This is a genomic window from Hydrogenophaga taeniospiralis CCUG 15921 (assembly GCF_001592305.1).
Classification (GTDB): domain Bacteria; phylum Pseudomonadota; class Gammaproteobacteria; order Burkholderiales; family Burkholderiaceae_C; genus Hydrogenophaga; species Hydrogenophaga taeniospiralis.
This window is the reverse complement of record NZ_BCWR01000006.1, coordinates 85,986-100,705: the sequence shown is the minus strand read 5'-3', so window position 1 is coordinate 100,705 and position 14,720 is coordinate 85,986. Positions and strand designations below refer to the sequence as shown.

At 68.5% G+C, this 14,720-nt stretch carries 14 protein-coding genes; 6 read left to right on the top strand and 8 right to left on the bottom strand.

Annotated features, from left to right (window positions below; all coding sequences use genetic code 11):
- Nucleotides 1-103: 103 nt before the first annotated feature.
- Nucleotides 104-1,048, bottom strand: coding sequence for a LysR family transcriptional regulator (locus HTA01S_RS09520; protein ID WP_068170747.1), 945 nt, complete (start codon nucleotides 1,046-1,048; stop codon nucleotides 104-106).
- 147 nt (nucleotides 1,049-1,195) lie between these two features.
- Between HTA01S_RS09520 and HTA01S_RS09515 the strand changes: the two genes are divergently transcribed.
- Nucleotides 1,196-2,866: a GMC family oxidoreductase gene (locus tag HTA01S_RS09515; RefSeq protein ID WP_068169962.1), complete on the top strand. Its 1,671-nt coding sequence runs from the start codon at nucleotides 1,196-1,198 to the stop codon at nucleotides 2,864-2,866.
- Nucleotides 2,867-2,887: 21 nt separating this feature from the next.
- Here HTA01S_RS09515 and HTA01S_RS09510 read toward each other — a convergent pair whose 3' ends face one another.
- The 5 genes from HTA01S_RS09510 to HTA01S_RS09490 are packed head-to-tail and all read right to left on the bottom strand — an operon-like array spanning nucleotide 2,888 to nucleotide 7,342.
- A complete protein-coding gene (locus tag HTA01S_RS09510) occupies nucleotides 2,888-3,631 on the bottom strand; it encodes an amino acid ABC transporter ATP-binding protein (protein ID WP_068169959.1) in 744 nt (247 codons plus the stop codon).
- Nucleotides 3,628-4,416: an amino acid ABC transporter permease gene (locus tag HTA01S_RS09505; RefSeq protein WP_068169957.1), complete on the bottom strand. Its 789-nt coding sequence runs from the start codon at nucleotides 4,414-4,416 to the stop codon at nucleotides 3,628-3,630. The genes HTA01S_RS09510 and HTA01S_RS09505 overlap by 4 nt, the downstream gene beginning before the upstream one ends.
- 40 nt (nucleotides 4,417-4,456) lie before the next feature.
- Nucleotides 4,457-5,221 carry an ABC transporter substrate-binding protein gene (locus tag HTA01S_RS09500; protein WP_068169954.1) on the bottom strand — a complete coding sequence of 255 codons (765 nt, stop codon included), beginning with the start codon at nucleotides 5,219-5,221 and terminating at the stop codon, nucleotides 4,457-4,459.
- Between the two features lie 49 nt (nucleotides 5,222-5,270).
- Entirely contained in the window at nucleotides 5,271-6,221 is a 951-nt protein-coding gene (gene rocF, locus HTA01S_RS09495) for an arginase (RefSeq protein WP_068169950.1), read from the bottom strand.
- Complete coding sequence (locus HTA01S_RS09490; RefSeq protein ID WP_068169947.1) at nucleotides 6,218-7,342, bottom strand: ornithine cyclodeaminase; 1,125 nt, start codon at nucleotides 7,340-7,342, stop codon at nucleotides 6,218-6,220. Before HTA01S_RS09490 ends, rocF begins: the two co-directional genes overlap by 4 nt.
- Before the next feature lie 123 nt (nucleotides 7,343-7,465).
- Between HTA01S_RS09490 and HTA01S_RS09485 the strand changes: the two genes are divergently transcribed.
- Both HTA01S_RS09485 and otnI read left to right on the top strand, forming a co-directional pair.
- Nucleotides 7,466-7,891: an Lrp/AsnC family transcriptional regulator gene (locus HTA01S_RS09485; RefSeq protein WP_068169945.1), complete on the top strand. Its 426-nt coding sequence runs from the start codon at nucleotides 7,466-7,468 to the stop codon at nucleotides 7,889-7,891.
- A 29-nt stretch (nucleotides 7,892-7,920) separates the two neighbouring features.
- Nucleotides 7,921-8,757, top strand: a complete 837-nt coding sequence (otnI, locus tag HTA01S_RS09480; RefSeq protein ID WP_068169941.1) for a 2-oxo-tetronate isomerase — start codon at nucleotides 7,921-7,923, stop codon at nucleotides 8,755-8,757.
- Here otnI and HTA01S_RS24645 read toward each other — a convergent pair.
- Both HTA01S_RS24645 and HTA01S_RS09470 read right to left on the bottom strand, forming a co-directional pair.
- Nucleotides 8,736-9,170 carry a hypothetical protein gene (locus tag HTA01S_RS24645; protein WP_084235985.1) on the bottom strand — a complete coding sequence of 145 codons (435 nt, stop codon included), beginning with the start codon at nucleotides 9,168-9,170 and terminating at the stop codon, nucleotides 8,736-8,738. The genes otnI and HTA01S_RS24645 overlap by 22 nt on opposite strands.
- Before the next feature lie 16 nt (nucleotides 9,171-9,186).
- A complete protein-coding gene (locus HTA01S_RS09470) occupies nucleotides 9,187-10,539 on the bottom strand; it encodes an ammonium transporter (protein ID WP_068169936.1) in 1,353 nt (450 codons plus the stop codon).
- 550 nt (nucleotides 10,540-11,089) lie between these two features.
- Here HTA01S_RS09470 and HTA01S_RS09465 point away from each other — a divergent pair.
- The 3 genes from HTA01S_RS09465 to HTA01S_RS09455 are packed head-to-tail and all read left to right on the top strand — an operon-like array spanning nucleotide 11,090 to nucleotide 14,691.
- Complete coding sequence (locus tag HTA01S_RS09465) at nucleotides 11,090-12,178, top strand: hydrogenase small subunit (protein WP_068170743.1); 1,089 nt, start codon at nucleotides 11,090-11,092, stop codon at nucleotides 12,176-12,178.
- Between the two features lie 24 nt (nucleotides 12,179-12,202).
- Nucleotides 12,203-14,062: a nickel-dependent hydrogenase large subunit gene (locus tag HTA01S_RS09460; RefSeq protein WP_068169932.1), complete on the top strand. Its 1,860-nt coding sequence runs from the start codon at nucleotides 12,203-12,205 to the stop codon at nucleotides 14,060-14,062.
- A 26-nt stretch (nucleotides 14,063-14,088) separates the two neighbouring features.
- Complete coding sequence (locus HTA01S_RS09455; protein WP_068169929.1) at nucleotides 14,089-14,691, top strand: HupE/UreJ family protein; 603 nt, start codon at nucleotides 14,089-14,091, stop codon at nucleotides 14,689-14,691.
- Nucleotides 14,692-14,720: the final 29 nt, after the last annotated feature.

Sequence of the window (14,720 nt, the reverse complement as noted above, 5' to 3'; positions counted from 1 at the left end):
TGGTAACTGAACGTATCAGCATACCTGCTGGCCATCCACCCACTTTCAGCCGCTTCTCAGCCCTGAGAAGGCGAGGTGTTGGATTTCGTTGAATGCAACACCCTCACCCCCAAACCGCCTCCAGCGCCCCCCAGGCACCCGCAATCACCGGCTCCCCCGCGCGTTCGGCCAGACAGACAAAACTCAGGTCGCATTCCAGCGCCACCTGGTCGGCCACAACCAGGCCGTGGGCCTGGGCTTCGCGCATGGCGATGGCGTCGCGCACCAGGCTCAGGCCGACGCCGCTTTTCACCAGGTCGAGCATGGACGCTTCCTGGTCCACCAGGGCCACGCGCCGGGGCTCCAGCCCGGTGAGCGAGCCGGGGCCGAACACGCGGCGCTGCAGCCGGTGGTGGGCGCTGGCCGGTGGCGTGGCGAGCCAGGGCAGGGCGGCCAGGGCTTTCCAGTCTTTGCCGCGCACCTGCGGGCCCCAGCCGGCGGGCGCGAGCACGCGGTAGGTGAAGCGGGTCAGCGCGCGCAGCCGGTAGGGCGCGCCCACCGGGTCGTCGGGCAGGTTGAGGAAGAAGCCCACGTCGAGCTCGCCGCGCGCGATCTGCGCCAGCACGTCGCCGCTCATGCCCTGGCGCAGCTCGGTGCCCACCTGCGGGCTGGACTCGACGAGCTGTTTCAGGAACGCGCCGAGCCGGGTGAACTCGGGGTCGAGGATGGTGCCGATGCGCAGCGTGCCGCGCACGGTGGTGTGCAGGGCGGCGGCGGCCTGGCCGAAGTCGGCCAGGGTGGCGAGCGCGCGCTCGGCCATGGGCAGCAGGGCCGCGCCATCGTGCGTGAGCGCCATGCCCTGGGGCGTGCGGGTGAACAGCGCCAGCCCCGTGGCCTCGGCCAGGGTTTTCAGCTGCAGGCTCACCGCCGGCTGGCTCAGGTGCAGGCGCAACGCGGCGCGCGACACATTGCCTTCGCGCGCCACAGCCACGAAGGCGCGCAGGGTCTGCGGGTCCACCGTGGGCAGCCGGGCGGGTGGGGTGGCAGGGGGCGGTGTGGGCTTGGGCATGGCGGTCATCATTATTTGCCAGACTTATACCAAGCCTCTGGCGATTTCATTGGACTTTTCACGCGCTCGGTCCACAAACTCGGCCCATTCCTGCGTGAAGACCATGAGCATCGCAAATAAACAAACCCTTTGAGTGAAGCCGTCCCCATGAGCCAACCCACGTTCGACCACATCGTCATTGGCGCCGGCACGGCCGGTTGCCTGCTGGCCAACCGGCTGTCCGCCGACCCGGGCACCACCGTGCTGCTGATCGAAGCCGGCCGCAAGGACGACTACCACTGGATCCACATCCCCGTGGGCTACCTGTATTGCATCGGCAACCCGCGCACCGACTGGCTCTACCAGACCGAGCCCGACCCGGGCCTCAACGGCCGCCAGCTGCGCTACCCGCGCGGCAAGGGGCTGGGCGGCTGCTCCAGCATCAACGGCATGATCTACATGCGCGGCCAGGCGCGGGACTACGACCAGTGGGCGCAGCTCACCGGCGACCCCAGCTGGTCGTGGAGCCAGTGCCTGCCCGACTTCAAGGCGCACGAAGACCACTACCGGCTCGACGCCGCCAACGAAAGCATGACCAACCCCGCGCTGGCCCTGCTGCACGGCAACCGCAGCCTGGGCAGCACGGGCGAGTGGCGCATTGAAAAACAGCGCCTGCGCTGGGACGTGCTCGACGCGTTCGCCCAGGCCGCGCAGCAGGCCGGCATCCCCGCCACCACCGACTTCAACACCGGCACCAACGAGGGCGTGGGCTATTTCGAGGTGAACCAGAAAGCCGGCTGGCGCTGGAACGCTTCCAAGGCGTTTCTGCGGCCGGTGCAGCGGCGGCCCAACCTCACGGTGTGGACGCAGGCGCAGGTGCAGCGGCTCACGCTGCAGCGCGAGGCCAACGGTGCTCTGCGCTGCACCGGCGTGGAGCTGCAGCGCGGGGGCCAGACGGTGAAGGTGGCCTGCGCGAAAGAGGTGGTGCTCAGCGCGGGCAGCATCGGCTCGGCGCAGATCCTGCAGCTCTCGGGCGTGGGCCCGGCCGCGCTGCTGCAGCCGCTGGGCATACCGGTGCAGCACGATCTGCCCGGCGTGGGCGCCAACCTGCAAGACCATTTGCAGATCCGAACCGTGTTCAAGGTGAAGGGCGCGAAAACGCTCAACACCCTGGCCAACTCGCTCTGGGGCAAGGCCGCCATCGGGCTCGAATACGCGCTCACGCGCAGCGGCCCCATGAGCATGGCGCCCAGCCAGCTCGGCGCCTTCACGCGCAGCGACCCGGCCCAGCCCTACCCGAACATCGAATACCACGTGCAGCCGCTGAGCCTGGACGCGTTCGGCGAGCCGCTGCACAGCTTCCCGGCCTTCACCGCCAGCGTGTGCAACCTCAACCCCACGAGCCGCGGCCATGTGCGCGTCCGCTCGGCCCAGGCGTCGGACGCGCCGGCCATCGCGCCGTGTTACCTGAGCACGCCCGAAGACCGCCGCGTGGCCGCCGACAGCCTGCGCGTGACGCGGCGCATCGTGGCGCAGCCGGCCCTGGCCAACTACCAGCCCGAAGAGTTCAAGCCCGGCGTGCAGTTCCAGACCGACGAAGAGCTGGCGCGCCTGGCGGGCGACATCGCCAATACCATCTTTCACCCGGTCGGCACGACGAAGATGGGCAGCGCCGACGACCCGATGGCCGTGGTGGACACCCACCTGCGCGTGCGCGGCGTGGCCGGGTTGCGCGTGGTGGACGCCGGCGTGATGCCCACTATCACCAGCGGCAACACCAACAGCCCCACGCTGATGATCGCGGAGAAGGCGGCGCGCTGGATCTTGCGCGGGGACTGAGCCGCCCGCAGCCCGCGCGGGTCAGTGGCTGATCTGCCCGAGGAAGGCGCGCACGCGCGGGTTGTCCTGGGCACGGAAGAAGGCCTCGGGCGGGGCGTCCTGGGCCACCTGGCCCTGGTCCACGAACAGGATGCGGTCGGCCACCTCGCGGGCAAAGCCCATCTCGTGCGTCACGATGATCATGGTCATGCCCGACTGGGCCAGCCGCTTCATCACGTCGAGCACTTCCTTGACCATCTCCGGGTCCAGCGCCGAGGTGGGTTCGTCGAACAGGATGGCCTTGGGCTGCATGGCCAGCGCGCGCGCAATCGCCACCCGCTGCTGCTGCCCGCCCGAGAGCGCGAAGGGGTGCTTGTGCGCATGGGCTTCCATGCCGACGGAGCGCAACAGCTCCATGGCCTGCTCGTTGGCCTCGCCGCGCGCGGTCTTGCGGATGCGGCGCGGCGCCAGCGTCACGTTGTCCAGCACGGTGAGGTGCGGGAACAGGTTGAACTGCTGGAACACCATGCCGAGCTCGCGGCGCAGGGCTTCGAGCTGGCGCAGGTCGTCGTTGACCTCGATGCCGTCGACCACGATGCGGCCCGAGTCGTGGCGTTCCAGGCGGTTGAGCGTGCGCAGCAGCGTGCTCTTGCCCGAGCCCGAGGCGCCCAGGATGGCGCTGACCTGCCCGGCGTGGAACTGCGTGCTGATGCCGCGCAGCACGTGGTGCGCGCCGTAGTGTTTGTTGACGTCTTCGATGCGGATGAGCGGGGGGCGGGTGTTCATGGCTGTCGGCCTTCCACGTCGTAGCGGCGCTCCACGGCGCCGGAAATCTGGGTCAGCACGGTGGTGAGCGTGAGGTAGATCAGCGCCGTGGTGGCCAGTGTGGGCAGCGGCAGGAAGGTGGCGGCCTGGATGCGGTTGCCCACGTTGGTGAGCTCCACGACCCCGATGGCGTAGGCCAGCGACGAGTCCTTGAGCAGGGCCACGGTGTTGTTCACCAGCGGCGGCAGCGCGACCTTGAAGGCCTGCGGAAAACTCACGTCGATGAAGGTGTGCCAGCTGGAGAGCCCGAGCGAACGCGCCGCCTCGGCCTGGCCCTTGGGCACGGCCAGCAGGCCGCTGCGGATGGCCTCGGCGTTGTAGGCGCCGACGTTGAAGGCCAGTGCCACGCAGGCCGAGGCAAAGTCTTCCAGCTGCAGCCCCGGCACCAGCGCCGGCAGGGCGAGAAAGACGAACAGGATCTGCACCAGCAGCGGCGTGCCGCGCACGACCCAGACGTAGAGCGAGGCGAACCAGCGCACCGGCGCGATGCGCGAGGTGCGCCCGAGCGCGGCGAGCACGCCGATGACGATGCCCGCCAGACCGGCGGTGAGTGTGAGCTGCACGGTGGCGAGCGTGCCCTCGGCGAACAGCACGGCGTTGCTGCCGATGGGTTCGGGGGCGAGCGACAGTGGCAGGGCCATCAGCCAGAGCAGCGCGATCAGCGCCGCGCCGGCCGTGGCCATGGTGGCGGTGGCGCGCTGCTGGCGGCTCCATTGGCCGGGCCAGGCAAGCAGTTGGGCGTTCATGGGGTGTTGTCCCTTGAGCGGTGGGAGGGGGTCACACCGTTCAACGGCAGCGCACGTCGTCGTGGAAGTACTTCCGCGAGAGGGCGCTGTAGCTGCCGTCGGCGAGCAGCGTGGCCAGCGCCGCGTTGTAGCCCTGGGCCAGGCTGTCGTTGCCCTTGGTCACGGCCGCGGCGATGCGGTCGACGAACAGGAACTCGCCCACCTTCAGGCCCGAGGCGGGGTGGGCGTTGAGCGCGGCGAGCACCACGAACTTGTCGGTGACCCAGGCGTCCACCCGGCGGCTCATGAGGGCGCTGCGCGCGTCGGTGTCCTGCGGGAAGTTCTTCACCGACTTCAGGCCCGGGAGCTTTTTGACGTTCTCCAGGTAGGTGCTGCCGGTCTGCACCGCCACCACCTTGCCCTGCAGGTCGGCCGGCCGGCGGATCGCCGGGTCCAGCGAGACGATGCTGCCGCCCGAGCAGTAGTGCGGCGCGGTGAAGGTCACGGCCCGGGCGCGTTCTTCGGTGATGCCGTGCGAGGCGATCACCAGGTCCCAGCGGTCCTGGCCGAGGCCGGCGAACAGCGCGTCAAAGCTCAGCGCTTTCCACTCCACGGCCAGGCCCATTTTTTTCGCGACCATCTCGGCCAGCTCGATCTCGAAGCCGCTGAGCTTGGCCCCCTGGAAGTAGTTGAACGGGGCGAACTGCCCCTCGGTGGCGATGACGATCTTGCCGTCCTTGCGGATGGCGTCGAGGCTGCGCGCCTGCGCGCCCAGACTGCCGAGCGCGAGCAGCGCGGTGAGAACCCAATGGGCGATGTGTTTCATGGTCTTGTCTCCTGTGGTTTTGATGAACGGGGGCGGGAAAAAAAAGGCGTCAGCCGTCGGCCTGGCGCATCAGCGTGGACTTTCCGAACAGGCTCTCGATCAAGTCGACCGCGAGCTCGGCGGTCTGGTTGCGCACGTCCAGCGCGGGGTTGAGTTCGACCACGTCGAGCGAGCCCAGGCGGCCGGTGTCGGCGATCATTTCCATGCACAGCTGCGCTTCGCGGTAGGTCGGCCCGCCGCGCACGGTGGTGCCCACGCCGGGGGCGATGTCGGGGTCGAGGAAGTCCACGTCCAGGCTTACGTGCAGGTGGGTGCGGTGGTCCACCCCGGCGAGCGCGTGCTCCATCACCTGGCGCATGCCCCACTCGTCGATGCAGCGCATGTCGAACACCTCGATGCCCATGTCGTGCACCAGCCGCTTCTCGCCCGCGTCCACGCTGCGGATGCCGATCTGGCGGATGTCCGCGGGGGCCATGGCGGGCACACGATCGGCCAGCCCGGTCAGCTCCTCGGGCCCCTGGCCGCACAGGCAGGCCACGGGCATGCCGTGGATGTTGCCGCTGGGGGTGAGGGTGGCGGTGTTGAAGTCGGCGTGGGCGTCGAACCACAGCACACGCAGTGGCTGGCCGCTGGCGCGACAGTGACGCGCCACCGCGCTGATGGAGCCGATGCCCAGGCAGTGGTCGCCACCGAGCATGATGGGCAGGCGCCCGGCCCGCAGTTCGGCGTGCATCGCGTCGTGCAGCAGGCGGTTCCACAGCGCCACCTCGGGCAGGTGGCGAAAGCCGTTGACGGCCGCCAGCCAGGGGTTGGCCGGCCCTTGCAGGTTGCCGCGGTCGCGCACCTTCACGCCCAGCGCCTGCAGGGCCGGGGCAATGCCGGCCACGCGCAGCGCTTCCGGGCCCATGCGGGAACCCAGCGTGCCCGCACCGATGTCGGTGGGCACGCCGATCAGACTCACTCCGCCCGCTGCGAAGTGGCCCGTGCGCGGCGCCGTCATGCGCTCAGAGCGGGGGTTTTGGCGCGCGGGTGCCGCGGCGCGTGGGCGGCGGGCGTGGCCGTGGCGGCGCGCGGCTGCGGGGCGCTGGCGCGGATCAGCTGGTACAGGTCCTTGGGGTTGGCCAGGCCGGGGATCAGCGGCAACAGCTGGCCCAGGCCGAGTTCGCGCGCCGCGTCGCGCAGGAAGCGCAGCGCCGAGAAGTCTTCCAGCGCGAAGCCGACCGAGTCGAACAGCGTGACCTGGGCATCGCTGCGGCGGCCCGAGGCCTGGCCGCCCAGCACGCGCCAGAGTTCGGTCACGGCGAAGTCGGCCGGCAGGTGCTGCAGGTCGCCTTCGATGCGGGTCTGCGGCTCGTACTCGACGAACACCGAGGCCATGCGCAGCACGTCGGGGTGCAGCTCGGTCTTGCCCGGGCAGTCACCGCCCACGCCGTTGACGTGCATGCCGGGCTCGATCAGCTCGGGCGTGAGGATGGTGGCGTTGGTCTTGTCGGCCGTCACGGTGGTGACGATGTCGGCGCCGCGCACCGCCTGGGCGATGCTGTCGCAGGCCAGCAGGCGCAGCGCCGTGTGGGCCAGGTTGTCCATCAGCTTGGCGGTGGCCGCGGGATCGGTGTCGAACAGGCGGATTTCCTCGATGCCCAGCAGGTGGTGGAAGGCCAGGGCCTGGAACTCGCTTTGCGCGCCGTTGCCGATCAGCGCCATGCGCCGGCTGCCCGGGCGGGCCAGCGCCCGCGCGGCCACCACCGACATGGCCGCGGTGCGCAGCGCGGTGGTGAGCGTGAGCTCGCTCAGCAGCTCGGGCACGCCGGTGTCCACGTCGGCCAGCACGCCGAAGGCCATCACCGTGGGCAGGCCGCCCTGGGTGTTCTTGGGGTGGCCGTTGACGTATTTGAAAGCGTAGGTCCGGGCGTCGGCGATGGGCATCAGCTCGATCACGCCGTCGGCCGAGTGGCTGGCCACGCGGGCGCATTTGTCGAACGCGGGCCAGCGCAGGTAGTCGGCGTGGATGTACTCGGCCATGCGGGCCAGGGCGGTGGGCAGCCCCAGGCGGTGGACCACGTGGGCCACGTCCTGGGCGCTCAGAAATTGGGTGGGTAGGGGGGAAAGATGCGTTGTCATGGGAAGCTCCGTTGGTATGACTGTTAATGTCTCAACCGCCCATGGCAATGTAAATCGGCAACTGTGCGAGCTTTTTGGCAAATATTTGAACAAATGCCAATGGTCATTGCCATAATGACAAACATGGACGCCACCGACCAACAACTGCTCTCCCTGCTGCGCAAGGACGCCCGGACCAACGTGGCCACGCTGGCCAAGAAGCTCGGGGTCTCGCGCGGCACCGTGACCAACCGCATCACCAAGCTCGAAGACACGGGCGTGATCGTGGGCTACACCGTGCGCCTGCGGCCCGACGCCCAGCCCAACCAGATCAGCGCCTGGATGAGCGTGGCCGTCGAAGGCAACGAGACCCGTGCGGTGATCGCCAGCCTGCTGGGCGAGCCGGGCGTGGCCGCGCTGCACGACACCAACGGCCGCTGGGACCTGCTGGCCGAGCTGCGTGCGGCCAACCTTTCGGAGCTGTCCCAGGTGCTGGAGCGCATCCGCCTGGTGCGCGGCATCCGCAACACCGAAACCAGCCTGCACCTGGAAACCTACCGCCTGTCCTGACCCACCGTTCAGCGCTTGCCGCCAACCCCATGCCCCGCTTCGCCGCCAACCTCACCATGCTCTACAACGAGCACGCCTTCCTGGACCGTTTTGCCGCCGCGGCGGCCGACGGGTTCAAAGGTGTGGAGTACCTGTTCCCCTACGCCTTCGCCGCCAGCGACATCGCCCGGCGCCTGGCCGAGCACGGCCTGCAGCAGGTGTTGTTCAACGCCCCGCCGGGCGACTGGGACGCGGGGGAGCGTGGCCTGGCCTGCCTGCCCGGGCGCGAGGCCGAGTTCCGCGCCGGCTTTGCCAAGGCGCTCGAATACGCGCAGGCGCTGGACTGCCCGCGCATCCACGTCATGGCCGGCCTCGCCCCCGCCGGGGCCGAGCGCGCCGCGCTGGCCGCCACCTACGAGGCCAACCTGGCCTGGGCCGCCGGACAGGCCGCCAGCGCAGGGCGCGACGTGCTGATCGAACCCATCAACACGCGCGACATGCCGGGCTTTTTCCTCAACCGGCAGGACGAGGCGCACCGCACCGTGATGGCCATCGGCGCGCCCAACCTGAAGGTGCAGTTCGACCTGTACCACTGCCAGATCGTCGAAGGCGACGTGGCCATGAAGATCCGCCAGTACCTGCCCACCGGGCGCGTGGGCCACTTCCAGATCGCCGGTGTGCCCATGCGCCACGAGCCCGATCTGGGCGAGCTGAACCACCCCTACCTGTTCGGCGTGATCGACGAGGTGGCCGCCGCCTGCGGCTGGCAAGGCTGGGTGGGCTGCGAGTACCGGCCGGCGCGCGGCGCAGTGCCCGGCGGCACGTCGGACGGCCTGGGCTGGCTGCGCGCCGCTGGCGCGCAGCCTCAGCGGATGCCGCCCACGTAGCGCAGGTCGGGCTCCCCACCCTCGTGTTTGCGCGGGGTGCCGAAGACCGAGTTGAGTGTGGACTCCAGAAAGCCGCTGGGTTGTGCCGAGTCTGAAAAACCGCTGGGGCGCCCGGGTGTGGCCCCGGCGGATTTGGCCGCGGTCTGGCCAGCCTTGAGCCGCTCGCCGGCGACCACCAGCAAGGGCTTGCGCACCACCGCACCCATCTGTGGAATCAGGGTGTCCAGTTTCTCGGCCCAGGGCAGCAGCTCGGCGTGGCCTTCGGTGGCCGCCTGTTCGCGTGCGTAACGCACGATCTCGTGCGCGTAGTCGGCGTTGGTGGCCATCCACTCGGTGTCGGTCACGCGCCCGGTCTTGCGGCGCAGCAGCACATGCAGGTGGGCGGCGGTGGCGAAAGCGTCGTTGTGGGCCATGGTAGTACCCCCGGGTTCAGTGTCCCAACTGCTCGTTGTGCAGCGCCAGGTCCAGCCCGGCGCGCTCGTCGCCTTCGCGCACGCGCAGCCGCGCAAAACGCGAGGTGATCCACAGCACCACCGCCGTCATCAGCACGCTGTAGGCCAGCACGGCCACGCAGGCGATCAGCTGTTTGAGCAGGCTGCCTTCGAGTCCGGAGATCGCCGGGTCGGCCAGCACGCCGGTGAGCAGCGCGCCCACCAGGCCGCCCACGCCGTGCACGCCGAACACGTCGAGCGAGTCGTCGGCGCGCAGCCGGCGCTTCAGGCCGGTGGCGCCCCAGTAGCAGGCCACGCCCGCCACCAGGCCGATGATCAGCGCCGAGCGCGGCGTGACGAAGCCCGCGGCCGGCGTGATGGCCACCAGGCCCGCCACCACACCCGAGCACAGGCCCAGCAGCGAAGCGCGTTTGCGCGCCAGCCACTCCGCGCCCATCCACGCCACCGCGCCCGCGGCGGCGGCGATGTGGGTAACGGCCAGTGCCAGCCCGGCGCGGCCGTCGGCTGCGAGCGCCGAGCCGGCGTTGAAGCCGAACCAGCCCACCCAGAGCAGGCCGGTGCCGGCCATGGTCAGGCCCAGGTTGAAGGGAATGAAGGGCTCGCGCCCGTAGCCCTGGCGCGGACCCAGCGCGTAGGCGCAGACCAGGGCGGCCGCGCCGGCGTTGATGTGCACCACCGCGCCGCCGGCGAAGTCCAGCGCACCGAGCTGGGCCAGCCAGCCGCCCGGCTCCCAGACCCAGTGCGCCACGGGCGCGTACACCAGCAGCAGCCACAGGCCGGCGAACAGCAGCAGGGCGCCAAAGCGCATGCGCTCCACCAGCGCGCCCACCACCAGGGCGCAGGTGATGATGGCGAAGGTGAGCTGGAACATGGCGAACACCGACTCGGGCACGTGCGGCGCGATGTGGCTCACCGCCACCTGGCCGCTGGCGCCCAGGAAGTCCAGCCCGGCAAAGCCCATGCGCTGCGCGCCGCCGATCCAGCCCGCCAGCGTGCCGTCGCCGGGTGTGAACGCCAGCGAGTAGGCCAGCGCAAACCACAGCACGCTGACCACGGCCGCGATGCCGACCACGCTGGCCATGGTGTTGATCACGTTGTGGCGGCGCACCATGCCGCCATAAAAGAGTGCAATGCCCGGCAGCGTCATGAGCAGCACCAGGGCGGTACTCACCATGAGCCAGGCGGTGTCGGCGTTGTGGATGTTGTCCACGGCCACCAGGGCGGGCGCGGTGAGGGGCTCGGCGGGCGCGGCCTGCGCCCAGAGCAGGGAAGGGGTGGCGAGCGTCAGACCGCACGTCAGAGCCACAAGGAATCTACGGTTTTGGTGCATCTGGTTACCTTTTCCAACGACCCACGGCCCAGAGCATTTCCTGTGCCAGTCGGCCTCGGAACCAAGGGAAAGCCCGTATGCACGAGAACGGTGCGAGCGGCTACAGTGCTGTCACTCGCTCACAGCGGCCTTGCCGCTGTCGACCGCGGGGGACCGAGGAGACAACCCAGTCCAACCAGAAAATGGTTTTTCAGCGTCCCCAGAGATGCACCAGATCACAAGCCGACCTCACGAGGGTCGGCTTTTTTTTGGCCGTTTGGGCCACCGATTTTTGGAAATCAATCGGAATATGGTTGTCCTGTTTGTCTGGTTAACTGGAATATTGGTTTCCATTGCTGGATTGACCGGCTTCGAGTGTGATCTCTGAAGCCAAAAAAAACTTGATGAAAATCAATATGTTGCGGAGCGTTCTCGGTGTTTTCCCGGGGATGGCTTGTGATGGCCTGCGGCTTGCGAACGGTAGGTGACCTGCCTGCATGAGCGGCGGGACCAGGGGGACCCACCGGTGAGAGCCGGCCCGACCCACACAAGCCAACGGAGACAACCCATGATGGAAACCTTTTACGAGGTGATGCGCCGCAAGGGCATTTCGCGCCGCAGCTTTCTCAAGTACTGCTCGCTCACCGCCACCTCGCTCGGGCTGGCGCCCTCGTTCGTGCCGCAGATCGCGCACGCCATGGAAACCAAGCCGCGCACGCCTGTGCTCTGGCTGCACGGCCTGGAGTGCACCTGCTGCACCGAATCGTTCATCCGCTCGGCGCACCCGCTGGCCAAGGACGTGGTGCTGTCCATGATCTCGCTGGACTACGACGACACCCTGATGGCCGCCGCCGGCCACCAGGCCGAGGCGATCCTCGAAGAGATCATGACCAAGTACAAGGGTCAGTACATCCTGGCGGTGGAAGGCAACCCGCCGCTGAACGAAGACGGCATGTTCTGCATCCAGTCGGGCAAGCCCTTCATCGACAAGCTCAAGCACGTGGCCAAGGACGCCAAGGCCATCATCGCCTGGGGTTCGTGTGCCAGCTGGGGCTGCGTGCAGGCCGCCAAGCCGAACCCGACGCAGGCCACGCCCATCCACAAGGTCATCACCGACAAACCCATCATCAAGGTGCCGGGCTGCCCACCCATCCCCGAGGTGATGACGGGCGTGATCACCTACATGCTGACCTTCGACAAGATCCCCGAGCTGGACCGCCAGGGCCGGCCCAAGATGTTCTACAGCCAGCGCATCCACGACAAGTGCTACCGCCGCCCGCACTTCGACGCCGGCCAGTTCGTCGAGACCTGGGACGACGAGTCCGCTCGCAAGGGCTACTGCCTCTACAAGGTCGGCTGCAAGGGCCCGACCACCTACAACGCCTGCTCCACGGTGATGTGGAACGAGGGCACCAGCTTCCCGATCAAGGCCGGCCACGGCTGCATCGGCTGCTCGGAAGACGGCTTCTGGGACAAGGGCTCGTTCTACGACCGCCTGACCGACATCCACGCTTTCGGTATCGAAGCCAACGCCGACGAGATCGGCGGCACGGCGGCCGGTGTGGTGGGGGCCGCGGTCGCGGCGCACGCCGCCATCTCGGTGGCCAAGCGCTCGCGTGACAAGGCGGCCGAGAAAAAAGCCGCGTCCACCAATAGCTGATCCAGAAAAACGAGGAAGAACACCATGGGTGCTTACGAAACACAGGGCTTCAAGATGGACAACACCGGCCGGCGCATCGTCGTCGACCCGGTCACGCGCATCGAGGGCCACATGCGCTGCGAGGTCAACCTCGACAGCAACAACGTCATCCGCAACGCGGTGTCCACCGGCACCATGTGGCGCGGTCTGGAAGTGATTCTGAAAGGCCGCGACCCGCGCGACGCCTGGGCTTTTGTGGAGCGCATCTGCGGCGTCTGCACCGGTTGCCACGCGCTCACCTCGGTGCGCGCGGTGGAAGACGCGCTGGGCATCCGCATCCCGCTGAACGCCCACCTGATCCGCGAGATGATGGCCAAGACGCTGCAGGTGCACGACCACGCGGTGCACTTCTACCACCTGCACGCGCTGGACTGGGTCGACGTCGTGTCCTGCCTGCAGGCCGACCCGAAGAAGACCAGCGACCTGCAGCAGATGGTGTCGCCCGCGCACCCGATGTCGTCGCCCGGGTACTTCCGCGATGTGCAGAACCGCCTGAAAAAGTTCGTTGAAAGCGGCCAGCTGGGCCCCTTTGCCAACGGTTACTGGGGCAGCAAGGCCTATGTGCTGCCGCCCGAGGCCAACCTGATGGCCGTGACGCACTACCTGGAGGCGCTGGACCTGCAGAAAGAGTGGGTCAAGGTGCACACCATCTTCGGTGGCAAGAACCCGCACCCCAACTACCTGGTGGGCGGCGTGCCCTGCGCCATCAACCTCGACGGCAACGGCGCCGCCGGCGCCCCGATCAACATGGAGCGGCTGAACTTCGTGCAGGCCCGCATCCAGGAAATGATCGACTTCAACAACAACGTCTACATCCCGGACGTGCTCGCCATCGGCACCATCTACAAGAACGCCGGCTGGCTCTACGGCGGCGGCTTGAGCGCCACCAACGTGGCCGACTACGGCACGTATGAGAAGGTGCCCTACGACCACAGCACGCACCAGCTGCCCGGCGGCGTGATCCTCGACGGCAACTGGGACAAGATCCACGCCATCGACCCGCGCGACCCCGAGCAGGTGCAGGAATTCGTGAGCCACAGCTGGTACAAGTACGGCGACGAAACCAAGGGCCTGCACCCCTGGGACGGCGTCACCGAAGCCAACTACGCCCCCGAAGGCCCGAACTTCAAGGGCACGCGCACCAAGATCGAGAACCTGGATGAGTCCGCCAAGTACTCGTGGATCAAGAGCCCGCGCTGGCGCGGCCACGCGGTCGAGGTCGGTCCGCTGTCGCGTTACATCCTGGGTTATGCCCACGCCATGCAGGGCAACAAATACTGCCAGCGCGTGAAGGAGCAAGTGGACGCGTCCGCCGTGGCGATCAACAGCGCGATCCCCAAGGCCCTGGGCCTGCCGGAAACCAACTACACGCTCAAGCAGCTGCTGCCCACCACCATCGGCCGCACCCTGGCGCGCGCACTGGAGAGCCAGTACGCCGCCGAGATGATGATGGACGACTTCAAGCAGCTCATCGGCAACATCAAGGCCGGCGACACCAGCACCGTCAACACCGACAAGTGGGACCCGTCCACCTGGCCGAAAGAAGCCAAGGGCGTGGGCACGGTCGCCGCACCGCGCGGCATGCTGGGCCACTGGATCAAGATCAAGGACGGCAAGATCGAGAACTACCAGTGCGTGGTGCCCACCACCTGGAACGGTTCGCCGCGCGACACCAAGGGCCAGATCGGCGCCTTCGAGGCCTCGCTCATGAACACGCCCATGGTCAACCCCGAGCAGCCGCTGGAGATCCTGCGCACGCTGCACAGCTTCGACCCCTGCCTGGCCTGCTCGACTCACGTGATGAGCGAAGACGGCCAGGAGATGGCGAAAGTGACCGTCCGTTGAACGCCCCAGACCACGAGGAGAAACACATGCAATCGAAGAACATCCGTCGCGCCACCGCGGCCATGCTGCTGGCCGGTCTGGCCGGCGCCGCCCAGGCACACACCGGCCACGGCACCCACAGCCTCATGGAAGGCCTGGTTCACCCCTTCGGCCTGGACCACCTGCTGGCCATGGTGGCCGTGGGCGTGTGGTCGGTCTCGGCCCTGCCGAAAGGCAAGGCCTGGCAAGGCCCGGCCACCTTCCTGCTGGCCCTGGTGGCGAGCGCCGCGCTGGGCGCAGCGGGCGTGAGCCTGCCGTTCCTGGAACAGGGCGTGGCGCTGTCGGTGGTGCTGTTCGGCGCCATGCTGGTGCTGGCCCGCCAGCCGATGCCTGCCGCCGTCGGCCTGGGGCTGGTGGCCGCGGCGGCTGCGCTGCACGGCCTGGCGCACGGCGCTGAAACACCGGCCAGCGGCTTCGCGGGTTATGCCGCGGGCTTTTTGCTGACCACCGCCGCGCTGCACATCGGCGGCGTGTTCGCGGGTCTCGGCATCCGTCGCGCGCTGAATGAGCGCAGCGGCTGGGCGCTGGGTGGCCTGGGCGCGGTGCTGGGCGCATCGGGCCTGGTGCTCTTCGGTCAGCTGGCGGCCTGACGGCCACCCCGATCAACGGCAACCGCTAT

What these genes read in the sequence shown, in the direction of transcription:
- rocF (WP_068169950.1), bottom strand. Translation starts at nt 6,221, where the DNA reads ATGACGGCGCCGCGCACGGGCCACTTCGCAGCGGGCGGAGTGAGTCTG.
- HTA01S_RS09460 (WP_068169932.1), top strand. Translation starts at nt 12,203, where the DNA reads ATGGGTGCTTACGAAACACAGGGCTTCAAGATGGACAACACCGGCCGG.
- HTA01S_RS24645 (WP_084235985.1), bottom strand. Translation starts at nt 9,170, where the DNA reads ATGGCCCACAACGACGCTTTCGCCACCGCCGCCCACCTGCATGTGCTG.
- HTA01S_RS09470 (WP_068169936.1), bottom strand. Translation starts at nt 10,539, where the DNA reads ATGCACCAAAACCGTAGATTCCTTGTGGCTCTGACGTGCGGTCTGACG.
- HTA01S_RS09515 (WP_068169962.1), top strand. Translation starts at nt 1,196, where the DNA reads ATGAGCCAACCCACGTTCGACCACATCGTCATTGGCGCCGGCACGGCC.
- HTA01S_RS09505 (WP_068169957.1), bottom strand. Translation starts at nt 4,416, where the DNA reads ATGAACGCCCAACTGCTTGCCTGGCCCGGCCAATGGAGCCGCCAGCAG.
- otnI (WP_068169941.1), top strand. Translation starts at nt 7,921, where the DNA reads ATGCCCCGCTTCGCCGCCAACCTCACCATGCTCTACAACGAGCACGCC.
- HTA01S_RS09455 (WP_068169929.1), top strand. Translation starts at nt 14,089, where the DNA reads ATGCAATCGAAGAACATCCGTCGCGCCACCGCGGCCATGCTGCTGGCC.
- HTA01S_RS09485 (WP_068169945.1), top strand. Translation starts at nt 7,466, where the DNA reads ATGGACGCCACCGACCAACAACTGCTCTCCCTGCTGCGCAAGGACGCC.
- HTA01S_RS09520 (WP_068170747.1), bottom strand. Translation starts at nt 1,048, where the DNA reads ATGCCCAAGCCCACACCGCCCCCTGCCACCCCACCCGCCCGGCTGCCC.
- HTA01S_RS09465 (WP_068170743.1), top strand. Translation starts at nt 11,090, where the DNA reads ATGGAAACCTTTTACGAGGTGATGCGCCGCAAGGGCATTTCGCGCCGC.
- HTA01S_RS09510 (WP_068169959.1), bottom strand. Translation starts at nt 3,631, where the DNA reads ATGAACACCCGCCCCCCGCTCATCCGCATCGAAGACGTCAACAAACAC.
- HTA01S_RS09500 (WP_068169954.1), bottom strand. Translation starts at nt 5,221, where the DNA reads ATGAAACACATCGCCCATTGGGTTCTCACCGCGCTGCTCGCGCTCGGC.
- HTA01S_RS09490 (WP_068169947.1), bottom strand. Translation starts at nt 7,342, where the DNA reads ATGACAACGCATCTTTCCCCCCTACCCACCCAATTTCTGAGCGCCCAG.